This window comes from Phaeobacter sp. HF9A (assembly GCF_011806385.1).
GTDB lineage: Bacteria > Pseudomonadota > Alphaproteobacteria > Rhodobacterales > Rhodobacteraceae > Epibacterium.
Genome location: NZ_JAATOX010000045.1, coordinates 1 through 23,295, shown reverse-complemented (window position 1 = coordinate 23,295; position 23,295 = coordinate 1). Strand labels below are relative to the sequence as shown.

At 64.2% G+C, this 23,295-nt stretch carries 25 protein-coding genes; 15 read left to right on the top strand and 10 right to left on the bottom strand.

Annotation, left to right across the window (positions count from 1 at the left end; translation table 11 throughout):
• Positions 1-40: 40 nt before the first annotated feature.
• The 4 genes from HCZ87_RS10200 to HCZ87_RS10185 all read right to left on the bottom strand — a co-directional run bounded on the left by HCZ87_RS10200 (position 41) and on the right by HCZ87_RS10185 (position 2,154).
• Positions 41-229 (bottom strand): twin-arginine translocation signal domain-containing protein, encoded by a 189-nt coding sequence (locus HCZ87_RS10200; protein ID WP_167643648.1) that lies wholly within the window; start codon positions 227-229, stop codon positions 41-43.
• Positions 230-317: 88 nt separating this feature from the next.
• A complete protein-coding gene (locus HCZ87_RS10195) occupies positions 318-938 on the bottom strand; it encodes a molecular chaperone (RefSeq protein WP_167643647.1) in 621 nt (206 codons plus the stop codon).
• Between the two features lie 14 nt (positions 939-952).
• The gene (locus HCZ87_RS10190; RefSeq protein WP_167643646.1) at positions 953-1,624 is read right to left on the bottom strand and encodes a DUF3306 domain-containing protein; all 672 of its coding nucleotides are present in this window, start codon (positions 1,622-1,624) and stop codon (positions 953-955) included.
• The gene (locus HCZ87_RS10185; protein WP_167643657.1) at positions 1,621-2,154 is read right to left on the bottom strand and encodes a DUF3305 domain-containing protein; all 534 of its coding nucleotides are present in this window, start codon (positions 2,152-2,154) and stop codon (positions 1,621-1,623) included. The genes HCZ87_RS10190 and HCZ87_RS10185 overlap by 4 nt, the downstream gene beginning before the upstream one ends.
• 370 nt (positions 2,155-2,524) lie before the next feature.
• On the opposite strand from HCZ87_RS10185, the gene HCZ87_RS10180 reads away from it, so the two are divergent.
• From HCZ87_RS10180 to HCZ87_RS10160, 5 genes are all read left to right on the top strand, one after another.
• Positions 2,525-4,483 carry a 4Fe-4S binding protein gene (locus tag HCZ87_RS10180; protein ID WP_167643645.1) on the top strand — a complete coding sequence of 653 codons (1,959 nt, stop codon included), beginning with the start codon at positions 2,525-2,527 and terminating at the stop codon, positions 4,481-4,483.
• A gap of 102 nt (positions 4,484-4,585) precedes the next feature.
• The gene (locus tag HCZ87_RS10175) at positions 4,586-5,653 is read left to right on the top strand and encodes an Mrp/NBP35 family ATP-binding protein (RefSeq protein WP_167643644.1); all 1,068 of its coding nucleotides are present in this window, start codon (positions 4,586-4,588) and stop codon (positions 5,651-5,653) included.
• Entirely contained in the window at positions 5,650-6,369 is a 720-nt protein-coding gene (locus HCZ87_RS10170; protein WP_167643643.1) for a biotin/lipoate--protein ligase family protein, read from the top strand. The genes HCZ87_RS10175 and HCZ87_RS10170 overlap by 4 nt, the downstream gene beginning before the upstream one ends.
• A gap of 13 nt (positions 6,370-6,382) precedes the next feature.
• Positions 6,383-6,862, top strand: a complete 480-nt coding sequence (locus HCZ87_RS10165; protein WP_167643642.1) for a DUF6505 family protein — start codon at positions 6,383-6,385, stop codon at positions 6,860-6,862.
• Between the two features lie 117 nt (positions 6,863-6,979).
• Positions 6,980-7,528, top strand: a complete 549-nt coding sequence (locus HCZ87_RS10160) for a hypothetical protein (RefSeq protein WP_167643641.1) — start codon at positions 6,980-6,982, stop codon at positions 7,526-7,528.
• Positions 7,529-7,664: 136 nt separating this feature from the next.
• Here the strand turns inward: HCZ87_RS10160 and HCZ87_RS10155 are convergent, their stop codons facing one another.
• The 6 genes from HCZ87_RS10155 to urtA all read right to left on the bottom strand — a co-directional run bounded on the left by HCZ87_RS10155 (position 7,665) and on the right by urtA (position 15,986).
• On the bottom strand, positions 7,665-9,662 hold the full coding sequence (locus HCZ87_RS10155; RefSeq protein ID WP_167643640.1) for a CocE/NonD family hydrolase: 1,998 nt from the start codon (positions 9,660-9,662) through the stop codon (positions 7,665-7,667).
• A 254-nt stretch (positions 9,663-9,916) separates the two neighbouring features.
• A complete protein-coding gene (gene urtE, locus HCZ87_RS10150) occupies positions 9,917-10,612 on the bottom strand; it encodes an urea ABC transporter ATP-binding subunit UrtE (RefSeq protein ID WP_167643639.1) in 696 nt (231 codons plus the stop codon).
• Positions 10,613-10,615: 3 nt separating this feature from the next.
• Positions 10,616-11,356: an urea ABC transporter ATP-binding protein UrtD gene (gene urtD / locus HCZ87_RS10145; protein WP_167643656.1), complete on the bottom strand. Its 741-nt coding sequence runs from the start codon at positions 11,354-11,356 to the stop codon at positions 10,616-10,618.
• A gap of 5 nt (positions 11,357-11,361) precedes the next feature.
• Entirely contained in the window at positions 11,362-12,528 is a 1,167-nt protein-coding gene (locus HCZ87_RS10140; RefSeq protein ID WP_167643638.1) for an urea ABC transporter permease subunit UrtC, read from the bottom strand.
• A gap of 88 nt (positions 12,529-12,616) precedes the next feature.
• The gene (gene urtB, locus HCZ87_RS10135; protein WP_167643637.1) at positions 12,617-14,608 is read right to left on the bottom strand and encodes an urea ABC transporter permease subunit UrtB; all 1,992 of its coding nucleotides are present in this window, start codon (positions 14,606-14,608) and stop codon (positions 12,617-12,619) included.
• A gap of 97 nt (positions 14,609-14,705) precedes the next feature.
• Entirely contained in the window at positions 14,706-15,986 is a 1,281-nt protein-coding gene (gene urtA / locus HCZ87_RS10130) for an urea ABC transporter substrate-binding protein (RefSeq protein ID WP_167643636.1), read from the bottom strand.
• 381 nt (positions 15,987-16,367) lie between these two features.
• Here urtA and HCZ87_RS10125 point away from each other — a divergent pair, with 381 nt between their 5' ends.
• From HCZ87_RS10125 to ureG, 10 genes are all read left to right on the top strand, one after another.
• On the top strand, positions 16,368-17,345 hold the full coding sequence (locus tag HCZ87_RS10125; protein WP_368484111.1) for an urease accessory protein UreD: 978 nt from the start codon (positions 16,368-16,370) through the stop codon (positions 17,343-17,345).
• 1 nt (position 17,346) lies between these two features.
• Entirely contained in the window at positions 17,347-17,649 is a 303-nt protein-coding gene (locus HCZ87_RS10120) for an urease subunit gamma (RefSeq protein ID WP_167643635.1), read from the top strand.
• Positions 17,650-17,672: 23 nt separating this feature from the next.
• On the top strand, positions 17,673-18,260 hold the full coding sequence (locus tag HCZ87_RS10115) for a HupE/UreJ family protein (protein WP_167643634.1): 588 nt from the start codon (positions 17,673-17,675) through the stop codon (positions 18,258-18,260).
• A 12-nt stretch (positions 18,261-18,272) separates the two neighbouring features.
• Positions 18,273-18,572, top strand: a complete 300-nt coding sequence (locus HCZ87_RS10110) for an urease subunit beta (RefSeq protein ID WP_167643633.1) — start codon at positions 18,273-18,275, stop codon at positions 18,570-18,572.
• A gap of 129 nt (positions 18,573-18,701) precedes the next feature.
• The gene (ureC, locus tag HCZ87_RS10105) at positions 18,702-20,414 is read left to right on the top strand and encodes an urease subunit alpha (RefSeq protein WP_167643632.1); all 1,713 of its coding nucleotides are present in this window, start codon (positions 18,702-18,704) and stop codon (positions 20,412-20,414) included.
• 34 nt (positions 20,415-20,448) lie between these two features.
• Positions 20,449-21,063, top strand: coding sequence for a hypothetical protein (locus tag HCZ87_RS10100; RefSeq protein ID WP_167643631.1), 615 nt, complete (start codon positions 20,449-20,451; stop codon positions 21,061-21,063).
• A 139-nt stretch (positions 21,064-21,202) separates the two neighbouring features.
• Entirely contained in the window at positions 21,203-21,430 is a 228-nt protein-coding gene (locus HCZ87_RS10095; RefSeq protein ID WP_167643630.1) for a DUF1127 domain-containing protein, read from the top strand.
• A gap of 58 nt (positions 21,431-21,488) precedes the next feature.
• Positions 21,489-22,001: an urease accessory protein UreE gene (ureE, locus tag HCZ87_RS10090; RefSeq protein ID WP_167643629.1), complete on the top strand. Its 513-nt coding sequence runs from the start codon at positions 21,489-21,491 to the stop codon at positions 21,999-22,001.
• A complete protein-coding gene (locus HCZ87_RS10085; protein WP_167643654.1) occupies positions 21,991-22,635 on the top strand; it encodes an urease accessory protein UreF in 645 nt (214 codons plus the stop codon). The genes ureE and HCZ87_RS10085 overlap by 11 nt, the downstream gene beginning before the upstream one ends.
• Positions 22,632-23,273: an urease accessory protein UreG gene (ureG, locus tag HCZ87_RS10080; protein WP_167643628.1), complete on the top strand. Its 642-nt coding sequence runs from the start codon at positions 22,632-22,634 to the stop codon at positions 23,271-23,273. The genes HCZ87_RS10085 and ureG overlap by 4 nt, the downstream gene beginning before the upstream one ends.
• The last annotated feature ends 22 nt before the right edge of the window (positions 23,274-23,295 follow it).

Here is a 23,295-nt window from a genome sequence, read left to right as displayed (position 1 = left end):
CGTCACGCAACCAGTCGGCTAAGGCATGAAGGGCAACCGATCAGAACCGGGTGCTGTCGTAATAGGCGCGGGTATGCGCGGTATCCTGCATCGTGTTCGATGTCAGGTCCGGGGCTGCGGCCTCGGCCTCGCCTCCGGTGGTGGCCAGAGCCACAGCCGCAACCGGCGTGGTGGTTGCAGCCAATTTCAGAAAGTCGCGGCGGCTGGCGCCTTCTTCTTTCCGGGACATATGGATCTCCTCCATGTGATCCGACGGGCGATTGGTCCGCCCTCCCCTGCGCACGCTCCCCGCGCGCCTCTTCTGGTTCGCGGGCCGCTCAGCCCCCCAACCGAAATCCTTCTGCCTCGATCTCCATGAAAGCGCGGCCCACCGAGGCCAGCGATGCATACAGCACCGAGGTCTTGGCAGCCTCAAGATCGGCAAAGAAATGCCCGGCCCAGGGGCCGATGTGTTTGTTAAAGAACGTCTTTTGCTCCTCCAGCGAGGCAGCAGGGCCAAAGCGGCCCACGATTTGCGCGCCCATCATCTCCATCAGGGAGGCGATGTTGTCTTCGGGTTCAAACACGTTCTCCGCCCGGCTCAGGCCGCGCGCACGCATGTCGTTGCGCAGCACCGCGAGCGGTTTTTCGTTGAGGAAGCCGGTCAGGTAGTAGCTCGCATAGGGCAGAAGTTCGCCACGCCCGAGGCCGATGAACAGCGCGTTGAATTCGCGTTCCGCCCCGGCGGGTTTGGTGCGTTTCGCCACCCGCGCCAGCTGGGTGATCGCCTGACCCAAGGGCGTTTCATCGCCCGAAAGCCCCGCCGTCTGCGCCAGCAACATCTCGTCAGGCGGGGCCGCAAGCATCAGCCCGAGGTAGTTATAAAGATCCGCGCGCAGGCGGTCCTCCGTGGCGACGGCCGGGGCCGCATCCGGCACCGTCAGCGCTGCATCACTCATCCGGCTCTCCTCACTCATAGGGTCTCTCCCGCGCTGTCAAAGGCAAAGCGCATCCGGCGCGGCGGTGGGGCCAGTGCCAGATCGTCCTCTGCCAGGTCGCCCTCTACCAGAGCAGCGGGTGTATCATCGGTATTGGGTGGCAGGACGTGCCGATCCGCCTGTGCGACATCCTGTGCCAGCGATTCGGCCTCGTCGCGCCCGGTCGCGTCATCCAGATCCGTCTCCGGGGCATCATTCGCCTCGGGCGTCTCCGCCTCCCCGGCGGCCTCTGCCGCCTCTTGCTCCGCCTGCCGCGCCAGTTCTTCCACATGGGCGGTCATGCCCTTGCCGACCTGATAGGCGGTCTGGATATTCTCCACCGCCATGGCGGCATCGGTGAAATCCTCACCGTAATCAATCAGCCCGTCCACATTGGCCAGCACCGGGTTGCTCGCCCAGAGACGCCGGAGCGCGCGAGCCTTGATCCGGGCCGGCACCGCCTTGCTCAGGAAGACCTTGAAATCATCCCCCTCGCCCAGAGTATCCGGGTCCGGCAGCTCCAGCTCGGCCAGGATATCGGCATCGTCCCGCTCGGCCAATGCAGCCTCGCGCTCGGCCACCTCTGCCTCCGCAAGCGCGCGGGCCTCGGCCAGTTCTTCCGCCTCGACGGCGGCACGACGACGGGACCAGAAATTCCGCGCGCTCATTGCAGCCGCTCCTTTCGCGCTTTCACCGGAGCGCGGTAGACATCCGTCAGCTGCGGAATGCGCGCATCGCCGACGCCGTCCTCTTCCAGATCGACCCGCTGGCGATCCCGGCGGCGTTTCTTGAATTCCTCTGCCTTGAAATGCGCCAGGGTAAAATCGCGCACCCAGGCCACCAGCCCAAGCGGCATGGTGACCTTCTCCACCTGCTCCTCGCCGGTATCGGCGTAATCCTGCGCCTCATAGGGGGAGGCGGTGACCAGCGTCACCTCGGGGCGGCTGTCACTGCCGGGACGCATCACCACATAGACGCTGGGCGGATTGGCGCTCAGCCCCTGCATGTATGCCTCGGCATCGGCGCGGTGCAACTCCAGCGGCAGGGTGGCGGCGTGGAACTCGCAGCTCTCGCCCTCTTCGCGCAGCAGGGCCCAATCCGCGGCCGCCGCACCGGGCAGCACCGCGACAACCTTCCAGGACCAGCGCTGCCATCGGGTCACCCCCGGCCTGCGCCGGATGACGATGCCCAGCGGCATCACATCCATCTTTGCGACTGTCTGCTCCACGTTCTGTCCTTGGCGCTTGCTGTCCGTAACATTGCCGCAAACCGCCCCGCATACAAAAGCACACAGTTCACATCACGCCCGCATTTTCAGCAGCAGTGGACAATTTGGACATGGTTCGGGGCACGCAAGCCCAAGGCTGGACGAATTGTCTAATTCTAGTTTTTTTATCAGGCATTCAATTTTGCTGATCACAAGCCGAATCACGTAAGGGTCCGCGCCCACCCTGGGCAGCAACGTTCACTTTTGCGGTGGTTTACGATCCGGCGGAATCATGCCTAGAGTGAGGCCCAAACCGCCACTCCCGGCCCAATCTGCCAGCCCGACCGCCAGCGAGGAAACAATGTCCAAACGATTGATTTTGTGTGATTGTTCTGGATCGCAGCCACTCGATTCCGAGGCCCTCTCGACAGCTTGCGGATTGGCCTGCTCCAAGGTGCATTCGGCGCTCTGCACTGGCGAATCCGAGGCCGCGCTGGCCGCGCTCCAGACCCCGGACGCAGTTTTTTGCTGCACGCAGGAAAGCCGCTTTTTTGCCGAATTGGCCGGTGAAATCGGGGTGGAACCGCCGCTGTTTCTCGATCTGCGCGACCGGGCGGGATGGTCGGTTGAGGCCACAAACCCCGGCGTGATGATACCCAAAATGTCCGCATTGGTTGCCGAGGCGCAGCTGACCGGCCCCGCGGCCAAGACGCTGGACGTGATCAGCGAGGGGCTCTGCCTGATCCTCGGCCCGGCAGAGGTCGCGCTGGCCGCGGCGGAAAAGCTTCAGGACATCCTGGCCGTCACGGTGCTGTTGAGCGACACGGATGCGGCACCGACCTCGCGCGGGTTCGACGCAATCCGCGGCCGGCTGCGCAGCGCGCGCGGTGCGCTTGGCGGCTTTGCGGTGACGGTGGACGCGCTGCAATCGCTCGATATCACCGGGCGTGACTGGTCCTGGGGGCCGCCCCGCGATGGCGGCCGCTCGGAATGCGATATTATCCTCGACCTCAGTGGCGCCGCGCCACTGTTCCCGGCACCGGAAAAACGCGAGGGCTATCTGCGGGCCGACCCCAAATCGCCGGGGGCCGTGGCCGATGCCATCCTCGCCGCCAGCCAGCTGGTCGGCACCTTTGAAAAACCGCTCTATGTGAAATCCGAGCCGCTGCTCTGTGCCCATTCCCGCGCCAGCCAGAGCGGCTGTTCGCGCTGTCTGGACGCCTGCCCCACCGGCGCCATCACATCCGCTGGCGATCATGTCGCCATCGACCCGATGATCTGCGCCGGCTGCGGCGCCTGCGCCTCGCTCTGCCCCTCGGGCGCGATCAGCTATGACGCACCGCCAGCGGACAGCCTGTTTCGCCGCATCCAGACCCTGGCCAAAGCCTATCTCGACGCGGGCGGACAGGCGCCGCGCCTTCTGGTGGTGGACGGCCACGGCGGCGAGATGATCCGCCTTGCCGCCCGTTTTGATCGCGGCCTGCCCGCCGCCGTGATCCCGCTGGAGGTCGAGGCGCTGAACAGCTTTGGCCATGCTGAGCTGTTGGCCGCCCGCGCCGCCGGTTTCCTGGAGGTTGCCCTGCTGCCCGGCCCGCGCAGCGATCTGGAGGTGCAACAGCACGAGATCGAGCTGGCCAATGCCATCGCCCCCGGCTCTGCCCGCCTGCTGGATGTTGCAGAGCCCGGCGCGCTTTGTGACGCGCTTTATGCGGACACGCCGCTGCCCGCCCCGGTGGCCACGCCACTGCGCCCCATGGGTACGCGGCGCCAGATCACCCGGCAGGCCGCACAGGCGCTGAACGACGCAAATGTGACCCTGCCCCTGCCCGAGGCTGCCCCCTATGGGGCGGTGCTGGTCGATACCGAGGCCTGCACCCTCTGCCTGTCCTGCGTGTCGCTCTGCCCTTCGGGCGCGCTGGGGGACAACCCGGACCTGCCGCAGCTGCGCTTTCAGGAGGACGCCTGCCTGCAATGCGGCATCTGCGCCAGCGCCTGCCCGGAAAAGGCCATCACCCTGGAGCCGCGCCTGAACCTTGCCTCAGCCGCGCTGGATCAGGTTGTTCTGCACGAGGAAGAGCCCTTTGCCTGCATCGAATGCGGCGCGCTCTTTGGGGTGAAATCCACCGTCGAGAAGATCACCGAGAAACTCGCCGGGAAACACGCGATGTTTGCCAATCCGCAGGCTGCTCGGATGATCCAGATGTGCGACAATTGCCGCGTGAACGCGCAGTTCCACCAGCAGGGGTCTCCCATTGCCAGCAAAGAACGCCCCCGCGTGCGCACCACGGACGACTACCTCAGCAAACGCCGCGATCATTGAGCGCGGCGGATGGTCCACCCCGCTCCGGCATGTTACCCAGAGCGCAGACCAGAAAGACACAAAGACCTGCAAGACAGGACCCAACCCAAGGAGTAGACCCGCGTGTCCATCACCCGCGACGCCGTCCTCGACGCCCTCAAGACCCTCTCTGACCCCGTCAGCGGCAGCGATATCGTTGCCGCCGGGATCGTCCGCGCCCTCACCCTTGAGGGGGCCAATATCCGTTTCGTTCTGGAAATCGACCCGGCCAAATCCGAACTTTATGCGCCGATCCGCGAACAGGCCGAGGCGCTGGTGACCAATCTGCCGGGGGTGGAGAAAGTCTCGGCGCTGATGACGGCCCATAGCACCAAGGCGCCGCCGCCGGATCTGAAACCGAGCAAACCGGCAGCGCCGCAGGGCCCGCAGAAAATCCCCGGCGTGGATCGCATCATCGCTGTGGCCTCCGGCAAGGGCGGCGTCGGCAAATCCACCGTCTCGGCCAACCTGGCCTGCGCGCTAGCACAGGCGGGTCGGCGTGTCGGCCTGCTGGATGCGGATGTCTATGGTCCCAGCCAGCCGCGCATGCTGGGGGTTTCCGGCCGTCCAGCCAGCCCCGATGGCAAGACCATCCTGCCGCTCCGGAACCATGGCGTCACCATGATGTCGATCGGCCTGATGACCAATGACGACCAGGCCGTGGTCTGGCGCGGCCCGATGCTGATGGGGGCGCTGCAACAGATGATGATGCAGGTGCAATGGGGCGCGCTCGACGTGCTGATCGTGGATCTGCCGCCGGGCACCGGCGATGTGCAGATGACCCTGGCGCAGAAGGCACATGTGGACGGGGCCATCGTGGTCTCCACCCCGCAGGACGTGGCCCTGATCGACGCACGCAAGGGCATCGACATGTTCCAGAAGCTCAACGTGCCGATCCTTGGCCTGATCGAGAACATGTCCACCCATATCTGCTCCAACTGCGGCCATGAGGAACATATCTTTGGCCATGGCGGCGTTGCCGCCGAGGCGGCCAAGATGAATGTACCGCTTCTGGCCGAGGTGCCCTTGCATCTGGATGTGCGTCTGGCGGCGGACGGCGGTGCGCCCATCGTGGTGTCCAAACCCGACAGCCCGCAGGCCAAGGCGTTTCAGGACATTGCCGCCGGGCTGGTGGAGCGCGGCGCCGCATGAGCGAGCCGGTCACCTTCCCGCCCCTGATGTCGGGCGAGGCCGCCGGGCCCGGGCAGGATCCCTTTGATCTGGCCTGCCAGAAGGCCGAGCTGGGCGTGGATGCCGGACTGGTGGTCTACCAGCTGGGTACGGATTACTTGCGCGCCGCGCTGGTGCTCGCGCCCGAGGTGCCGCTGGAAAAGGCGATGGCGATGCTGCCGGTCTGCGGGCTTGGCTTTCAGAACGCGCTTGGCGCCCTCGCCCCGCCCGAGGTTGCGGTGCATCTGGACTGGGATGGCGGGCTGCGCATCAACGGCGCGCGCTGCGGTGGCCTGTGTGTGGCCGCCAGCCATGAGGACCCGACAGAGCAACCCGACTGGCTGGTGATCGGGCTCACGCTGCCGCTCTGGCCCGAAGGCGATGGCGACGCCGGTGATGCCGGTGACAGCCCGGATCAGACCGCGCTCTATGCCGAGGGCTGCGCCGAGGTCTCTGCCCCGCGCCTGTTGGAAAGCTGGACGCGCCATTGCCTGCATTGGATCAACCGCTGGGACGAGGGCGACCTGAAAACGCTGCACGCCGACTGGCGCGGCCTCGCCCATGGCATTGGTGAGGAGGTCAGCCGCAACGGGTTGCAGGGCAGCTTCCTTGGCGTTGACGAGGATTTCGGCATGCTGCTGCGTGACGAGACAACCACCCATTTGATCCCGCTCAGCAGCGTCCTGCTGCGAGACTGACCGGAGACTTGCGATGAAACTGGCCCGTGCCATCCATTTTGACGAGAGCGACAGAAATGTCTTTGCCAACCCCGCCCGCACCGGCGAATGGTGCATATCCGGCGGCTTTGAATTCTCCAACTGGAGCGAGGGCGATCTGGTCGGCAAGCAGCGCCAGGCCTTTGCCAATGGCTGGATGGGGCTGGAGACCGGCGGAAGGGTGACCTTTGTCGCGGTGACCCAGATCGAAAGCAGCGAGGCCACCGCGCTGATTGAACAGCTGGCCCAGCATTTCATCGAGATCTACGGCGCTCCTGACATGAAGACCGCCCGCCCGGTGGCCGAGGCCGAGCTCGACCATATGGCCGACCTTTGCGAAGACCACGCCCCCAATACGCTCTTGACCGTCGCGCGCGAGCTGACCGAGGCCGGGGTGCGCGAGAGCTTTCGCGTGATCGAAGCCCAATCCGCCGGGCTGGAGCAATTCGCCATCCACGTCACCCCGGAGGAGTGAGCCGCAGATCCAGGCGCCCCGTTTTTCCCCTTGGGCCGCGTCACCAGCCATATTAACAACTCTGAATATATTGCCGCCTATTGTTGCGCAGCATCATTTTTCGCGAGGACATTATTCATGTTGAAACCCCTTCTCGGCGCTGCCGCGCTGTCCCTTGTTGCCAGCCTGAGCCACGCCTCAGGTCTCTTTGCCGAGGCCGGCAACTGGGCCGCTGTTTTCAAGGGCAATCGCTGCCATGTCTACACGCTGTCCTCGGCGCGCGACACCAGTGGCTATCTCGAATTTGCCTTCGACAAGAAGGGCTATAACGCCAGTTTCGACTATATCTACATCCCCTGGACCCCGGATGAATCCGAGCCGCCCTGGAATGATATCACAGATTCCGTCTCGCTCTATATCGGCGACGAACAAAGCTGGCTCGGGGATGAGATGTTCTTTTATACCGGCCCCGGTTTCACCTATGGCGCCAGCCTGACGGGGGGATTTGTCGGCGAGCTGCTCTCCGAGATGATGTCCGCGAATAGCGATTTCGGCTTTGCGGTGGACCGTGCTGCCGAGGGGGAGACCTGGCTCTATGGCAAGTTTTCGCTGAACGGCCTTGAGCAGGCAATGACCCAGGCAGGTGCGATGTGCGAATTCAACCCCCGCGCCCTGCCCGAATCCTGAGGCCCGAATCCTGAGGCTTGCGTCCTGAGGACCAAGTCCTGAGGTTCGCGTCCCAAGGCCCGGACAGCTGGTCAGCCAGCTGTCCGGGCCAGACCCTAGGGGGTGCGGTCAACCCGCACCCCTTTTGCCGTTCCGGTCACAGCACCCCGCGCGGGATCTCCTCCTGCCATTCACGGCTCAGCACCACCTCCTCGCCCTCCTTGGCGACCACCCTGCGCCAGAGGTAGAAGTTTTCCCTGTCACAGGTCATCCGGCTGTCGGTTTCGATGCGCACCGCCCAGTCGCTCTCCTCGCGCGAAAAGTTGAACACCCAGTTGCAGTCGAACCGCGCGGTGGCCGGATCAACGGGGTGGATGGCATAGCGCATGCGCACATTGCTGCTGACGCGCTGGCCATGGCTGGCGTTACGCGCATCGCCATAGCTGTCGTAGGTTTCCAGCACCTGGGTGCCATCCGCCTCCACCCGGGTTTCCGCCTCGCCCCAGGGGGCCTCCAGCACCTCGGCCTCATAGGTGGGATACTCCCGTGCCGGCGCGGGCGCCTGCGGGTCGATCTCTTGCGTCACCCGGCGTTCCGGCAGGATCAGCGCGCAGCCCTCAAGGTGCAGGGTGATCTCCACCGGCTCCGGCGCGGGCCAGACGATGGGCCAGTAGGAGGTCGAGAGCGCCAGCCGCAGCTGATGGCCCGCCAGCAGCCGATGGGCACATTCGTTGAGCTCGAATTCCACCTCATACCGTGTGCCGGGCTCCAGCTTGGTGGCGACCTCGTGACTGTCGTCATGGCAGAGGTTGCGCGACCGGTAAGTGATCCGCTGCGACTGCCCCGAGGGCGCCACATCGCAGAGCCGCGCGACGACCTGCGCCACCGGCTTGTCAACGCTGAAGGCCAGCCGCACCCGGGGACGGCCCAGGATCTCCATCGGCGCTTGCAGCGGTGTGCTGTCAAAACAGCGGGAGGCCGCATCGTCCGCTGTCTGGTCAATGGGCCGTTCGTTATCAATGCGGATCCCGGGGCAAAAATCCCCCGCCGCCGCGCCCGGGGTCGCGGGGTGGGCCACGGTGCCCTCACCCGCCTGTGCCACCTCGGCAAAGCCGCCATCACTGAGCGGCCAGGTGATCTCTTGCACATTGGGCGAAGGCCACTCCGCTTCGGCCACCCAGCGGCCGTTTTGCGGCAGGTTTTTGGGGCTGGGCGGGGTGAACTCCTGCATGAAGACGCGGTAATCCGGCAGCATATCGGCGCCGCTCTCCGCGCCTTTCAGATATTGATCGAACCAGCGGATCACCTCGCCATGAAAATCCGCCGCCTCGATCTGGGAGATATGCGCATAGCGGTGCTCCCATGGCCCCATCAGCGCCTTGCCGGGCGCAGCAGTCATCTTGGCGGCGATGGCGGGCGGGGCGTTGACATAGGCGTCGGCCCAGCCGGTGATCGCCAGAACCGGCGCGGTGATCGCCGACCAATCCTCGCAGACGGAGCCATGTTTCCAGAAATCATCGCGGGTCTGATGCTTCAGCCACTCCGCCCCCATGAAGGGCAGATCATTGATCCGCCCCAGCCATTCCTCGCGCCAATCCGCGCGCAAGGCGGGATCCAGCGGCCGGGTCATATAGGCGAACATCTGGCTCGACCAGTTCTTGTTGTCGCTCAGCAGGCAGCCGCCCATATAGTGGATGTCATCCGCATAGCGATCCACGGTCGAGGCAACAGAGACCACCGCCTTCAGCGCTTCGGGGCGGCGATAGGCCATCTGCAAGCCATTGAAACCACCCCAGGAAATCCCGATCATGCCGACCTTGCCGGTGGACCAGGGCTGCGCTGCGATCCAGTCCAGCACCGCCTCGCCATCCGACAACTCCTGCTCGGAATACTCGTCATCAAAGCGCCCGTCGCTATCGCCCGAGCCGGTGATGTCCACCCGGATGCAGGCATAGCCATTGGCGGCAAAAACCGGATGCGTGGTGGCATCGCGCGGCGCGGTGCCGTCACGTTTGCGATAGGGCAGATACTCCAGAATGGTGGCAAATGGCCCCGCACCCGCAGGCAGCCATAGCCGCGCGGCCAGACGACGGCCATCGGGCAATGGGATCCAAAGGTGATCGGTTACGGTTACCTGCGCTTGTTGATCTTCCACGTGCCTGTCGTCCTGCTGTTGCTCGCAATTGAAATCGCCACGAGCAAGGCGCAATCGGCCCCCACCCGCGAGTCTGCAAGAACCATACCCCCGCACCACCGGAAGGGAAATGCCACGATCCGCCTCTGTGCACGCGCTCAGGATCACGCCCGCAGCGCGCCGCCACGCCCAACGGTTTTGACGGCATTTTAATGCAGGCAAAACGGGCGGGAGCGCCCCCCCCCCCGCCCGGCCTCACCCGATGTCGCATCAGATCAGACAGATACGCCCTCCAGCAGGGCCTCGCGGTCCACCTCGTCTTTTTTGCCGGCCAGCACCACCTCGCCCCGGCGCAACACCACGAAGCGATCCGCCAGCCCATAGGCAAAGTCGAAATACTGCTCCACCAGAACGATCGCCATCTCGCCCTGATCGCGCAGCAATTTGATGACCTCTCCGATCTGGGTGATGATATTGGGCTGAATGCCCTCGGTGGGCTCGTCCAGCACCAAAAGCTTTGGTCGGGTGATCAGCGCCCGGGCGATCGCCAGCTGCTGCTGCTGCCCGCCCGACAGATCGCCGCCACGCCGGGCGATCATCTCTTTCAGCACCGGAAACAGCGCAAAGATATGATCCGGGATCTGGTGCTGATCCGCAGGCAGGCAGGCAAAGCCGGTTTCAAGGTTTTCCTTCACCGTCAGCAGCGGAAAAATATCGCGCCCCTGCGGCACATAGGCGATGCCCTTCTGCGCCAGCGCATGAGCGGGCAGCACCCCCAGCTCTTCGCCATCCAGCTGCACGCGCCCACCGGAACGCGCATGGGCGCCGGTGATCGCCTTCATCAGCGAGGTTTTCCCGACCCCGTTGCAGCCCATAACGCAGGTGACCTCGCCCACATCGGCCTGCATCGAGATCCCGTTCAGGATCTGGCTGTGGCCATAATGCAGGGTGATATCTTTCAGATCCAGCATCGCTCAGCGCCCCAAATATACGTCGATGACCTGCGGGTTGGCGGTCACGTGATCCAGCCCGCCTTCGGCCAGCACCGATCCCTCATGCAGCACGGTGACCTTGCAATTCAGCCGGCGCACGAACTCCATATCATGTTCCACCACCACCACGGCGCGGGTCTTGGCTGCCTCGATCAGCAGGTCGGTGGTATGGGCGCGCTCTTCGGGGGTCATGCCCGCCGCCGGTTCATCCACCAAAAGCAGGCGCGGCTCCTGCGCCAGCAGCATGCCGATTTCCAGCCATTGTTTCTGCCCGTGACTGAGCTCACCGGCGGTGCGGTCCAGCTCCGAGCGCAGCCCGACCTCTTCGGCCAGTTCCTCCACCCGCGCGATATCCTGCGCGGCAGCGCGAAACCGCAGCACCGCCCACCAGCTGCGCGGCGCCTTCAGCGCCATCATCAGGTTTTCACGCACGCTCTGATCTTCAAACACCGTGGGCTTCTGAAACTTTCGCCCCACCCCGGCCTGGGCGATCCTGGCCTCTGACATCGACAGAAGCGAGATGGATTTCTCGCCAAACAGCACCCGCCCCTCGTCCGGACGGGTCTTGCCGGTGACGATATCCATGAATGTGGTCTTGCCCGCCCCATTGGGGCCAATGACGGCGCGCAGCTCCGCCGGGCCGATCTGAAAGCTCAGGTTGTTGATCGCCCTGAACCCGTCAAAGGAGACGGAAACGCCGGAGACCTCCAATAGTGTGTTCATCTGGGTCATGCGTCGTTCTTTCGTTGCAAGAGATCAAACAGCCCGCCGATGCCCTTGGGGGCAAAGAGCGTCACCAGGACAAAGGACAGCCCCAGCATCACCTGCCACCAGTCCACCCATTGAATGGTGTAAAAGCCAAGGTTGATGTCCGGCGCCTGCCCGCCGGTGAACCAGGTTGAGACAAGGCTGAAAAAAGCCGCCCCCAGCCCCGCGCCATAAAGCCGCCCGCGCCCGCCGATGGCGACCCAGACCGCGAGGTAGATCGAAGCAATCGGTGCGATCTCTGCCGGGTTGATGATGCCAGCCTGCGGATAATAAAGCGCGCCCGCGATGGCGGCGATCATGGCGGTGAGGGTGAAGAGCATCAGCTTGAAGCTCTCCACCGGGTAGCCGAGGAAGCGCACCCGGGCCTCGTTGTCGCGAATGCCGCGAATGACAGAGCCGAATTTGCCGGAAATCACCCAGGCGCTGAGCAGATAGCCCAGCCCCAGCGCCAGCGCCGAGGCCCAGAAGAACCACATGGAGACCAGCGCCTGTGGGGCGGTGACACCGGGCAGGTTTTGCAGCCCCGAGAGCCCGTTGTTGCCGCGCAGGCCGGAATCGTTCTGAAACAGGTAGAGCGCCAGCGCCAGCGTCATCGCCTGCGTCAGGATCGAGAGGTACACCCCCGCCACACGGCTGCGAAACGCCAGCCAGCCAAACACCAGGGCCAGCACGGCCGGCACCAGCACCACCAGCAGCAATTGCAGGGTCAGACTGTCGGCAAAGGCCCAGATCAGCGGGAAATCCGAGCTGCCGACAACGCCAAAGATCTGGCTGCCGATGCCGTCGGTGATCTCTTGCGGGGTGGGCGGGATCCCCCCCTGCGCCAGCGCGTTTTGCACGATCATTTCGGTGCGCGCATACATCAGCCACATGCCGATCATATAGCCGCCCAGCCCGAAGAAGGCGAAATGTCCGAGGCTGAGGATGCCGCAATAGCCCCAGATCAGATCCATGGCGATCGCCACCAGACAGAGGCAAAGCGTCTTGCCCAGCGTCTTGATGAAGCTGGTCGAGATAAGCCCCGCGCCGGCTCCTTCGGAGAGCACCGTCACACAAAGCGTGAAGAGCGCGAGGCAGGCCAGGAAGATCAGGATCGACGGGTTTTGGGCGATAAAGGATTTACGCATTGGCCTGTCCTTTGTCGGCGGGGGGCCAGCCCCCCGCGCCCCCCGGGATATTTGCAAAAAGATGAAACTGGGATCGGCGTGTCATGGGTCAGTCTCCTGCCGCCCGGCCCTTCAGCGCGATGATCCCACGCGGGCGGAACTGGATGAAGATAATGATGAAGATGATCATATAGGTCTGTGCGGCGAGCGTATTGGAGGGGTTCAGCCACTCGATGCCTTTTTGCAGGCCGCCAATCATGGTCGCCCCCAGCAGCGCGCCCCAGATATTGCCGACGCCGCCGACCACCACGGTCATGAAGCTTTGCACGATGTAATCGGCGCCGAGTTCGGAGGTGACCTTGGCGTAGAGTCCGATGGCGACACCGGCGATGCCGGCAATGCCGGAACCGAGCCCGAAGGTCAGCATGTTGACCCGTCCCGGGTTGATGCCCATCGCCGCCGCCATGCGCGGATTCTGCGTCACCGCGCGGGTTTCCAGCCCCAGTCGGGTGCGCTTCATCAAAAACAGAAAGAAGGCCAGGAAGATCAGCGCCAGCACAAAGATGGCGATGCGGATATAGCTGATCGCCAGCACGTCATTCATCACCAGCGCGCCGTCGAGCCAATCGGGCGCGGTGAGCGGGCGGGCCTGGGTGCCAAAGATGTTCTTGGCCAGCTGTTGCAAGGCGATGGAGATGCCGAAAGTGGCCAGCAGGGTTTCCAGCGGGCGGTGATAGAGGTGACGGATCACCAGCCGCTCCATCGCGACGCCAGCGGCAAAGGTCACCGCAAAGGCCAGCGGGATCGCAAGCAGGATGGAAACGGTATGATTGGGGATCACCTGCTGCACCACATAGCCGGTATAGGCGCCCATCATGATGAATTCGCCATGCGCCATATTGATCACCCCCATCAGGCCGAATGTGATGGCAAGGCCGATGGCCGCGAGGAAATAGATCGAGGCCAGCGAGATCGCATCCAGCCCGAGGTCCAGCGATTGGTTGAGGCCGACGCGGGTGGCAATGCTGGCGAGCGCGAGCTCGGCCGCTGCGGTCACATCGGCATTGGGTTCGGCATAGGTTTCAAAGAAGACATGCGCCGCCAGTGCCCTGTCGATATCGGCATCGGTGACCAGCGGCGGCAGCAGGCCCTGGCCGGCCAGCGCCTGATAGGCGAGCGCGCGCGCCTGCGGATCGCTCAGCCGGATGAGGGCAACGCCGCCCACCTGGCCGCCCTCGATATGATCGGCGAGCAGCGTCTTGATCTCTGCCGATGTGGCGCGGCGCGGCGCCAGATTGGCCTCGACCAGCATGTCGTAAGCCTGGAGCCGGGTCAGATCCGCGCTGCCCGGGGTCAGTATCCGTGCCAGATTGGCGCCGTCGGGCAGCTTTTGGGCAACTGTCAGCGTGGTGGCGACCAGCGGGTTCAGCGCCGCGCGCACGTCCACGCCCAGATCCGTGGGCATCGCCCGGATCGCCGCGATGCGGTCTGCCGGGTCCTGCCCGTAGCCGATGGTCAGGAGCCGCTCGATGCGCTGCTTGCGGGCCTTGAGGGTCGCGTCCGGCTCTGCCGCGATGGAGGCGCGTAGCGGGGCGAGCAACTCGGCACCGGGGCGGCGCTCAATGGCCAGAAGGGCCTCGGCCCGTGTGACCGGATCGGGATCGGAGAGCTGAAAGCGCACCAGCGCGGTGGCGATCAGGCCGCGAACCCCGCTGTTGGGTTTCAGCTGGTTCAGATCATCCTTGGGGGATTCTCCGACGATCAGGCCACTGTCGAGATCGCGCAGCGCATAGAGGCGGTCGGCCACTTCCTCGCCGCGAAAGAACAGCCCATCCGCCTTGCGCTGCCAGATGTTTTTCTCCTGCCAGTCCGACAGAAAACCCGCGGCAGCAGGCAGACCCGAGTCCGCGATGCGGTCGATCACCGGGCCGATGGTCTTGCGTGAGGCCTTGGCGATCAGTGCCGCATCCGCTTGCAGCACGTCTTGCAGCGGGCTGACTTGCACGGTGTCAGGCGTGCTGTCCTGCGCGGCGCAGATCTGGGCAAGTGTCAGCAACGCAACGCAGAACAGCGCGCGGCAGGCGTGGAGAAGCTGTGTCATAGGAAGGGTCCGACCCTGTTGTCACCCGATGGGTGCGGGATAAATCTTGTGGTGTCCCGGACGCAGGTCGCGCCCGGGGCAGGTCATGATTGCAAAATCAGTAGTTGGATTTGATCTGCACGCAGGTCTTGGTTTCGGTGTTGTACATGCCGCAGCCGAGATCCTTCCAATCGGAGACCAAAACCGCCGATTCCGGCAGGAAGTCGGTCCAGGCATCGCCGGGAACCGGATCGGTTTCAGAGATGATATCAAACTGACCGTCGTCCTGGATTTCGCCAATCAGCACCGGTTTCGCCAGATGGTGGTTCACCCCCATCACCGCGGTACCGCCGGTCAGGTTGGGGAATTCCTGGCCATACATCGCCGCGCGCACCGCATCCACATCGGTGGTGCCTGCCGCCTTGACCGCGTTCACCCACATGTTGAAGCCGATGTAATGCGCCTCCATCGGGTCATTGGTGACGCGCTCTTCACCCATCAGATCCTTCCACTTGGCGACGAACTCCGCATTGGCCTCGGTATCGGCGGATTGGAAGTAGTTCCAGGCCGCCAGATGCCCGACCAGGTTGGAGGTATCCAGCCCCGACAGCTCTTCCTCGCCGACCGAGAAGGCCACGACGGGGATGTCATCCGCCGAGATCCCGGCCGCCGCGAGTTCCTTGTAAAATCCGATATTGGCATCGCCGTTGATGGTGGAGATCACCCCGACCTTTTTGCCATCCGCGCCCAGCGCCACCACGTCGGACACGATCTTGGACCAGTCAGAATGGCCAAAGGGCGTATAGTTCACAAAGATGTCTTCCTCTGCGATGCCCTTGGATTTCAGATAGCTTTCCAGAATGTTGTTGGTCGTGCGCGGATAGACGTAATCGGTGCCCAGAAGCGCGAATTTCTCAACGCCGAGCTCATCAAGGAAGTAATCCGTCGCCGGGATCGCCTGCTGGTTCGGGGCGGCGCCGGTGTAGAACACGTTCTTGGAGCTCTCTTCGCCCTCATATTGCACCGGGTAGAACAACAGCCCGTTCAGCTCTTCGATCACCGGCAGCACCGATTTGCGGCTGACCGAGGTCCAGTTGCCAAAGATCACATCGACATCATGCACGGTCAGAAGCTCGCGCGCCTTTTCGGCGAACAGCGGCCAGTCAGAGGCCGGATCCACGACAACCGCTTCCAGCTCACAGCCCAGAAGGCCGCCTTCTTCGTTCTGGTCATTCACCAGCATCAGCATGGTGTCTTTCAGCGTGGTTTCCGAGATCGCCATGGTGCCCGAGAGCGAGTGCAGAACCCCCACCTTGATCGGGCAATCCGCAGCCATCGCAGCGCCCGCGCCCAGGGTCAGGGCCAGCACGCTGGCGGCGGTGTTTTTCAGAAAAGTCATAACATTCCCTCCATGCAGGGCGCATGGGGCATCAGGCGCTTGCCGGTTGGGCAGCGGGGCGATACCTTTGACGCCTGCAACTGTTGTTGCATTTCAGTGTGGCGGCTTGATCGAGCTGCAAGTCGGAAAGGCCGTCACACGTCTTGTTGCTTTGGTTCTTGTTGTTGCTTTGGTTCTTGTTTCAGGCCCATGCGCGGGTGATGTCTCTGCCGGATATCTGCCGCGCCTGGCCCGCTTAAAGGTGCTGCACTGCCGCATCGCTTTGCAATTGCCAGGCCGGTCGGGACATGTCCGAAACCCCGGTTGCGCAATTCTTGGGCGATTTTCACCACAAGTGCCGCAATGCTGTGCAAGTAGCTCATCCTGGATTGTAAATTTGCGTTGAATCATAGCAGTTTTGCGACCAATCCGGGAAAACTGCTCATTAACGCGACAGAGGCAGCGGGCTGTGCCGCCGCGCATTTGGGGAGAGGGACGATCAACGATATCGCCCGTATCACGACGCCAGAGAGACCCGTCACCGAGGTCTCTACCGGGGCCCAGCCGCGTGCGATCGGGCGTGGGCATGTGTCGGCAAAGCGGCGCGACGATGGCCAGGTGGCGCTGGACGAGCTGCATCAGTCGGGCGCGCTCAAACTGTTGTTCCCACAGGGCCGCCCGCCGGTCGAGGCAGTGATGATCAATTCCGCCGGTGGCATTACCGGCGGCGACCGTTTTGCCCTCTCGGCCCGCGCCGGGGTGCAAAGCCAGCTGACCCTGACCACCCAGGCCGCCGAACGCGCCTATCGCGCCCAGCCGGATCAGACCGGCATCATGCAGACCACGCTGGTGATGGAACATGGCGCGCGGCTCAATTGGCTGCCGCAGGAAACCATCTTGTTTCAGGAAAGCGGCTATCGCCGCAGCCTGCGCGCCGATCTGGCCAGTGATGCACGCTTCCTGATGGTGGAACCCCTGGTCTTTGGCCGCGCCGCCATGGGCGAGCAGCTGAGCGCCGCGCGGTTTCAGGACCGGGTGGAGATCTTTCGCGACGGGCGCCGGATCTATCACGATGCCATTCGCCTGTCGGGCAACATCGCCACGACCCTGGCGCGCCCCGGCACCGCTGGCGTGCTCTCGGCCCCGACGGGTGCCATGGCAACGCTGGTCTTTGCCGCGCCCGAGGCCGAAACAGCGCTGGACTGGATCCGCGCCGCCCTGCCCGAGGGGGGCAGCGCGCTTGGCGGGGCCTCGCTGCTGGCACCGGATCTATTGCACCTGCGGCTGCTGGCGGTGGATAGTTTTCTCCTACGCCAGAGCCTGCTTCCGATTCTTGACCGGCTGGCCGATGACGGCCTGCCGCGCTGCTGGAGACTTTGAGATGAACCTGACCCCAAGAGAAAAAGACAAGCTGCTGGTGGCGATGGCCGCCGAAGTGGCCCGCAAACGGCTGGCGCGCGGCGTCAAGCTCAACCACCCGGAGGCGATTGCCCTGATCACCGACGCGGTGGTCGAGGGCGCCCGCGATGGTCGCTCGGTCGCGGAGATGATGCAGGCGGGCGCCGAGGTCATCCGCCGTGACCAATGTATGGAGGGCATCGCCGAGATGATCCACGAGGTTCAGGTCGAGGCCACCTTTCCCGACGGCACCAAGCTGGTGACCGTGCATAACCCCATTCGCTAATGTCCTGTCTGGAGACGCCAACGATGAAACGACTGCTTGCTCTCGCCCCTGCCCTCGCCCTCACCGCTGGTCCTGCGCTGGCCCATTTGGATCCAACCGAGCATGGCTCCTTTGTTGCAGGGGTGAGCCACCCGGTGTTTGGCGCAGACCATATCCTGGCCATGATCGCCGTCGGGCTGTGGGCGGTGACGCTGGCTGGCCGGTCCGATGATCGTCGCGCCTTGGCGGCGCTGCCGGTCGCCTTTGTCGGGGCGATGGCGGTGGGCTTTCTGCTGGCGATGGCCGGTGTTGGCCTGCCTTTCGTGGAGCCGATGATTCTGGCCTCGGTGCTGGTTTTGGGCGGGCTTTGCGCGCTGGCCCTGCGCTTGCCGTTGATGACTGCCGCTGGTCTGACCGCACTGTTCGGCTTGTTCCACGGCCATGCTCACGGCGCAGAACTCGGGAGCGCTGAGGCACTGCCTTATCTGGCGGGCTTTGCGCTTGCGACGGCGTTGTTGCATGCGGCGGGCGTTTTGGGCGGCCTCGGTATCGCGCAGCGCGCTCCCGTCGTCACCCGTGCGCTGGGTGGGCTGGTCGTGCTTGCCGGCTCGGCACTGATGATCGCTGGCTAAGGAGGAAAAGCCATGATCCCCGGAGAAATCATCCCTGCCGCAGGCGAATTGGTGCTGAATGACGGCGCCGAGGCGCTGACGCTGATGGTGGCCAATACCGGCGACCGCCCGGTGCAGGTCGGCAGCCACTATCATTTCGCCGAGACCAACCCGGCGCTGGAGTTCGACCGTGCCGCCGCTCGCGGTTTGCGGCTGGATATCGCCGCCGGCACCGCCGTGCGGTTTGAGCCCGGTCAGCGCCGCGAAGTACAGCTGATCCCGATCAGTGGCGCGCGCCGGGTTTATGGGTTTAACCAGCAGGTGATCCGCTGAGGATCGCGCCCGTCCCATGGGTGGGGGCGATCCAATCGCGCCTGCCCAGGGGGGCGGGTCGGGCGCGATCCGGGGCTGAGGCCCCGGACAAAGCCTCCCGCAATTGACACACGCCATCGGAGACAGCTGATGCCCGCAAAAATTTCCCGCGCCGATTATGCCGCCATGTATGGCCCCACCACGGGCGACAAGCTGCGGCTGGCCGATACCGATCTGATTATCGAAGTGGAGCGCGACCTCACCGGCCCCTATGGCGAAGAGGTCAAATTCGGCGGCGGCAAGGTGATCCGCGACGGCATGGGGCAATCACAGGCCACCCGCGCCGCTGGCGCCGTGGACACGGTGATCACCAATGCGCTGATCCTAGACTGGACCGGCATCTACAAGGCCGACGTCGGCCTGCGGGACGGGCGCATTCATGCCATCGGCAAGGCGGGCAACCCCGACACCCAGCCCGGCGTCACCATCATCGTCGGCCCCGGCACCGAGGTGATCGCGGGCGAGGGCCGCATCCTCACGGCGGGCGGTTTTGACAGCCATATCCATTATATCTGTCCGCAACAGATCGAGGACGCGCTGCATTCCGGCCTTACCACCATGCTGGGCGGAGGCACCGGGCCAGCCCATGGCACTTTGGCCACCACCTGTACCCCCGGTGCCTGGCACCTTGGTCGCATGATGCAGGCGGCGGATGCGTTTCCGATGAACCTCGCCTTTGCGGGCAAGGGCAATGCCTCACTGCCCGCCGCGCTGGAAGAGCAGATCAACGCCGGTGCCTGCGCGCTGAAGCTGCACGAGGACTGGGGCACCACCCCCGCCGCCATCGACTGCTGCCTCAGCGTGGCCGATGCGATGGATGTGCAGGTGATGATCCATACTGACACGCTCAATGAGTCGGGCTTTGTCGAACACACCGTGAAGGCGATGAAGGGCCGCACCATCCACGCCTTTCATACCGAGGGCGCGGGCGGCGGCCATGCCCCCGACATCATCAAGATCTGCGGCGAGGAGCATGTGCTGCCCTCCTCCACCAACCCGACCCGCCCCTTCACCGTCAACACGCTGGAAGAGCATCTGGATATGCTGATGGTCTGTCACCATCTGGACAAATCCATCCCCGAAGACGTCGCCTTTGCCGAAAGCCGCATCCGGCGCGAGACGATTGCCGCCGAGGATATCCTGCATGACATGGGGGCCTTCTCGATCATCGCCTCCGACAGCCAGGCCATGGGCCGCGTCGGCGAGGTGATCATCCGCACCTGGCAAACCGCCGACAAGATGAAGAAACAGCGCGGGCGCCTGGCGGATGAGACCGGCGAGAACGACAACTTCCGCGTTCGTCGCTATGTGGCGAAATATACCATCAACCCGGCCATCGCCCATGGCATTGCCCATGAGATCGGCTCGATCGAGGTGGGCAAGCGCGCGGATCTGGTGCTGTGGAATCCGGCCTTCTTTGGGGTGAAGCCTGAAATGGTGCTGATGGGCGGAACCATTGCCTGTGCGCAGATGGGCGATCCCAATGCGTCGATCCCGACGCCGCAGCCGGTTTACTCGCGGCCGATGTGGGGCGCCTATGGCCGCTCGGTCGAGAACTCCGCCGTGACCTTCGTGTCCGAGGCCGCGCAAGCGGCAGGGATCGGCAAACAGCTGGGGCTGGCGAAACAGACGCTGGCGGTCAAGGGCACCCGCGGCATTGGCAAATCGGCGCTGAAACTCAATGACGCGACGCCCCATATCGAGGTGCACCCGGAAACCTATGAGGTGCGCGCGGATGGGGAATTGCTGACCTGTCAGCCGGCAGCCGAACTGCCCATGGCGCAGCGCTATTTCCTGTTCTAGGGTATAGGAAAATCGCCACAAAAGGAGCCTTCCCATGCCCCGCCTGCCCGCTCTGCTGACTGCGCTGGTCCTGCCGCTGCCTCTTTGGGCGGCGGACTGCCCCACCGCCGCCGATCTGACCACCGGCGGCATCGCCTTTGATATTGATCAGGAGGACACCGAGATCTTCCGCCAAAAGCGCCCCGGGCTGATCGAGAGCCACTATCGCTATGCTGGCGACACAAACAGCGCTGCGCGGGTCTTGCTGGCGCGGGGACTATATGTGCTGGAGCTGGTGGATGTGAACGACGGCGCTCCTGATCCGGGCACCCGCAGCACCTATAGCTTCCCGGTTGCGCCGGATCAGCTTCGTGTGCCGGATCTCTCCGACGCCAACGGGCAAGGCTGGAGCTATACCGTTGCCGTCAATAATATCGGCGAGTTCGGGCAGGAGGTGCAGCACTATACGCCCCAGCCTGCGATCCAAAAGAGCTATGGCGACTGCACCTATGATGTGATTCCGGTCGAGATTCGCTATGTTGACGACCCGGCAGGCGATCGTGACATCGTTTACTACCTGCCCGCGCTCGGTCTGTCGTATCTCGCCCGCACGATCTACAGCGACAGCGATGACAGTTTTGACTATCATTCCATCAGGACCCTGAATTGAATGCGTAAATTTTCAACAAACACAGTAGCTTTGCCTCGGGCGCATGCCGGAAATGCGTCAGAAAGGCTTACCTATTTGCTGCACTGCGGCTATGTTGTGGCCATGGGAGAGGACGCCTTAGATACAGGAGCAACCCCCAATGGCATTCGCAACACACGCACAGACAAACAGCACGCTGAACCCGCTGGCACTGATCGCCGGTTTCTTTCGCGCCATCGGCAACGGCCTGGTGAAAATGGCCGAAGCCAACGACCGCGTGAAACGCGCGCAGGCACTGATGGCGCTCTCGGACGCGCAGCTGGCCAAACGCGGCATGAAGCGCGAGGATGTGGTCAAACACGTCTTTGGCGACATCATGTACATCTGAGCCACACGGCCCGGACACAGGACATCTGCAACATGGGGGCCCGCAAAGGAGCGCCCCCATGCGGCCCGCCCGCCACTATCACGACCACGCCCATGACGCCCAGCCCCGCGAGCGGGTGATCCTGGACTATGACGCCCGCTTTCTGCGCCGCAAGGTGCTGACCTGCGAAAGCGGAGCGCAGCTCTTGGTGGACCTGCCGCAAACGACTTCGCTCGATCAGGGCGGGGTGCTCTGCCTGGAGGGCGGCGGCGAGGTGGCGGTGATCGCCGCAACGGAGCCGCTGCTGGAGGTGCGCGCCAGCCACCTGCCCCGTATCGCCTGGCATATCGGCAACCGCCATACCCCCTGTCAGATCGAAGAGCACCGCCTGCTGATCCAGCGCGACCATGTGATCCGCACCATGCTGAACCACCTGGGCGCGGATCTGCGCGAGGTGGAGGAACCCTTCACCCCCGAAGGCGGCGCCTATGGCCATGGTCGCACCCATGCGCATGAACATGGCCACAGCCATCACCACGGGCATGATCACGATCACTCCCACGGCGGTCACAGCCACGATCATGACCACTGAACCCGCCCTGCTGCTGATGCAATGGCTCTCGCCCGCCTATCCAGTGGGGGCCTTCGCCTATTCCCACGGGTTGGAGATGGCGGTGGCGGACGGCCATGTCGGCGACAGCGCAACGCTGAGCGATTGGCTCTGCGACCTGCTGGCGCACGGTGGTGCCCGCTCCGATGCGCAGCTCCTGGCCTGCGCCTATCGCGCAGACACGCCCGAAGACCTGGCCGAGATTGACGCCATCGCCCGCGCCTTCTGCCCCTCGACAGAGCGCCTGCGCGAAACCGACCTGCAAGGCGCGGCCTTTTGCCAGACCACCGCTGATATCTGGGGCGATACACTTGCGGCGCTGACCTATCCGGTGGCGCTGGGACGTGCCTCGCGGCTGCATGACCTCCCGCTGGATCTGACCCTCGGGATGTATCTGCACGCTTTTGTCTCCAACCTCATCGCCGCCGGGCAACGGCTCTTGGCGCTTGGCCAACAGGAGGCCCAGCAGCGTCTGGCCGCCCTCAGCCCGCAGATGCGCGCCGCGACCGAAGCCGCCCTGGCGGGCACGCTCGACGATCTGCATGGCGCCAGCTTTGCCGCAGATATCGCCTCGATGCGCCACGAAACCCAATATTCAAGGATCTTCCGCTCATGAGCTCTCCCAACGGCCCCCTGCGCGTGGGCATCGGTGGCCCCGTCGGTGCTGGCAAAACCACCCTCACCGCCCAGCTCGCCCGCGCCCTGAAGGATCACCACTCCATCGGCGTCATCACCAACGACATCTACACGCAGGAGGACGCCGAGGCGCTGATGCGCCAGCAGATCCTGCCCCAGGACCGGGTGATCGGCGTAGAGACCGGCGGCTGCCCGCATACCGCAATCCGCGAGGACGCCTCGATCAACCTCGCCGCCGTCGCCGAGATGCAAAACCGCCACCCGGAGATCGAAATCCTGCTGATCGAAAGCGGCGGCGACAATCTCTCCGCGACGTTCTCACCCGAACTGGCGGATGTGACACTCTATGTGATCGACGTCGCCGCGGGCGAGGAAATCCCCCGCAAGGGCGGCCCGGCCATCACCCGCTCGGATCTGCTGATCATCAACAAGACCGATCTTGCCCCCTATGTCGACGCCTCGCTCGAGGTGATGGAGCGCGACGCCACCCGCATGCGCAAGGGGTTGCCTTTTGTCTTCACCGCCCTGCGCCATGGCGAGGGCGTGGATCAGGTGGTCCGCCACCTCTGCGCCATCGGCGGCATCACCTCCGACGCGCCGCTGGCCACCACCGCCTGAGGTTCATCTTTTCAGAAATATC

Coding starts and splice junctions, on each gene's coding strand:
- HCZ87_RS10200 (WP_167643648.1), bottom strand. CDS start 229: ATGTCCCGGAAAGAAGAAGGCGCCAGCCGCCGCGACTTTCTGAAATTG.
- HCZ87_RS10195 (WP_167643647.1), bottom strand. CDS start 938: ATGAGTGATGCAGCGCTGACGGTGCCGGATGCGGCCCCGGCCGTCGCC.
- HCZ87_RS10190 (WP_167643646.1), bottom strand. CDS start 1,624: ATGAGCGCGCGGAATTTCTGGTCCCGTCGTCGTGCCGCCGTCGAGGCG.
- HCZ87_RS10185 (WP_167643657.1), bottom strand. CDS start 2,154: ATGCCGCTGGGCATCGTCATCCGGCGCAGGCCGGGGGTGACCCGATGG.
- HCZ87_RS10180 (WP_167643645.1), top strand. CDS start 2,525: ATGTCCAAACGATTGATTTTGTGTGATTGTTCTGGATCGCAGCCACTC.
- HCZ87_RS10170 (WP_167643643.1), top strand. CDS start 5,650: ATGAGCGAGCCGGTCACCTTCCCGCCCCTGATGTCGGGCGAGGCCGCC.
- HCZ87_RS10165 (WP_167643642.1), top strand. CDS start 6,383: ATGAAACTGGCCCGTGCCATCCATTTTGACGAGAGCGACAGAAATGTC.
- HCZ87_RS10160 (WP_167643641.1), top strand. CDS start 6,980: ATGTTGAAACCCCTTCTCGGCGCTGCCGCGCTGTCCCTTGTTGCCAGC.
- urtE (WP_167643639.1), bottom strand. CDS start 10,612: ATGCTGGATCTGAAAGATATCACCCTGCATTATGGCCACAGCCAGATC.
- urtD (WP_167643656.1), bottom strand. CDS start 11,356: ATGAACACACTATTGGAGGTCTCCGGCGTTTCCGTCTCCTTTGACGGG.
- HCZ87_RS10140 (WP_167643638.1), bottom strand. CDS start 12,528: ATGCGTAAATCCTTTATCGCCCAAAACCCGTCGATCCTGATCTTCCTG.
- urtB (WP_167643637.1), bottom strand. CDS start 14,608: ATGACACAGCTTCTCCACGCCTGCCGCGCGCTGTTCTGCGTTGCGTTG.
- urtA (WP_167643636.1), bottom strand. CDS start 15,986: ATGACTTTTCTGAAAAACACCGCCGCCAGCGTGCTGGCCCTGACCCTG.
- HCZ87_RS10120 (WP_167643635.1), top strand. CDS start 17,347: ATGAACCTGACCCCAAGAGAAAAAGACAAGCTGCTGGTGGCGATGGCC.
- HCZ87_RS10115 (WP_167643634.1), top strand. CDS start 17,673: ATGAAACGACTGCTTGCTCTCGCCCCTGCCCTCGCCCTCACCGCTGGT.
- HCZ87_RS10110 (WP_167643633.1), top strand. CDS start 18,273: ATGATCCCCGGAGAAATCATCCCTGCCGCAGGCGAATTGGTGCTGAAT.
- ureC (WP_167643632.1), top strand. CDS start 18,702: ATGCCCGCAAAAATTTCCCGCGCCGATTATGCCGCCATGTATGGCCCC.
- HCZ87_RS10100 (WP_167643631.1), top strand. CDS start 20,449: ATGCCCCGCCTGCCCGCTCTGCTGACTGCGCTGGTCCTGCCGCTGCCT.
- HCZ87_RS10095 (WP_167643630.1), top strand. CDS start 21,203: ATGGCATTCGCAACACACGCACAGACAAACAGCACGCTGAACCCGCTG.
- ureE (WP_167643629.1), top strand. CDS start 21,489: ATGCGGCCCGCCCGCCACTATCACGACCACGCCCATGACGCCCAGCCC.
- HCZ87_RS10085 (WP_167643654.1), top strand. CDS start 21,991: ATGACCACTGAACCCGCCCTGCTGCTGATGCAATGGCTCTCGCCCGCC.
- ureG (WP_167643628.1), top strand. CDS start 22,632: ATGAGCTCTCCCAACGGCCCCCTGCGCGTGGGCATCGGTGGCCCCGTC.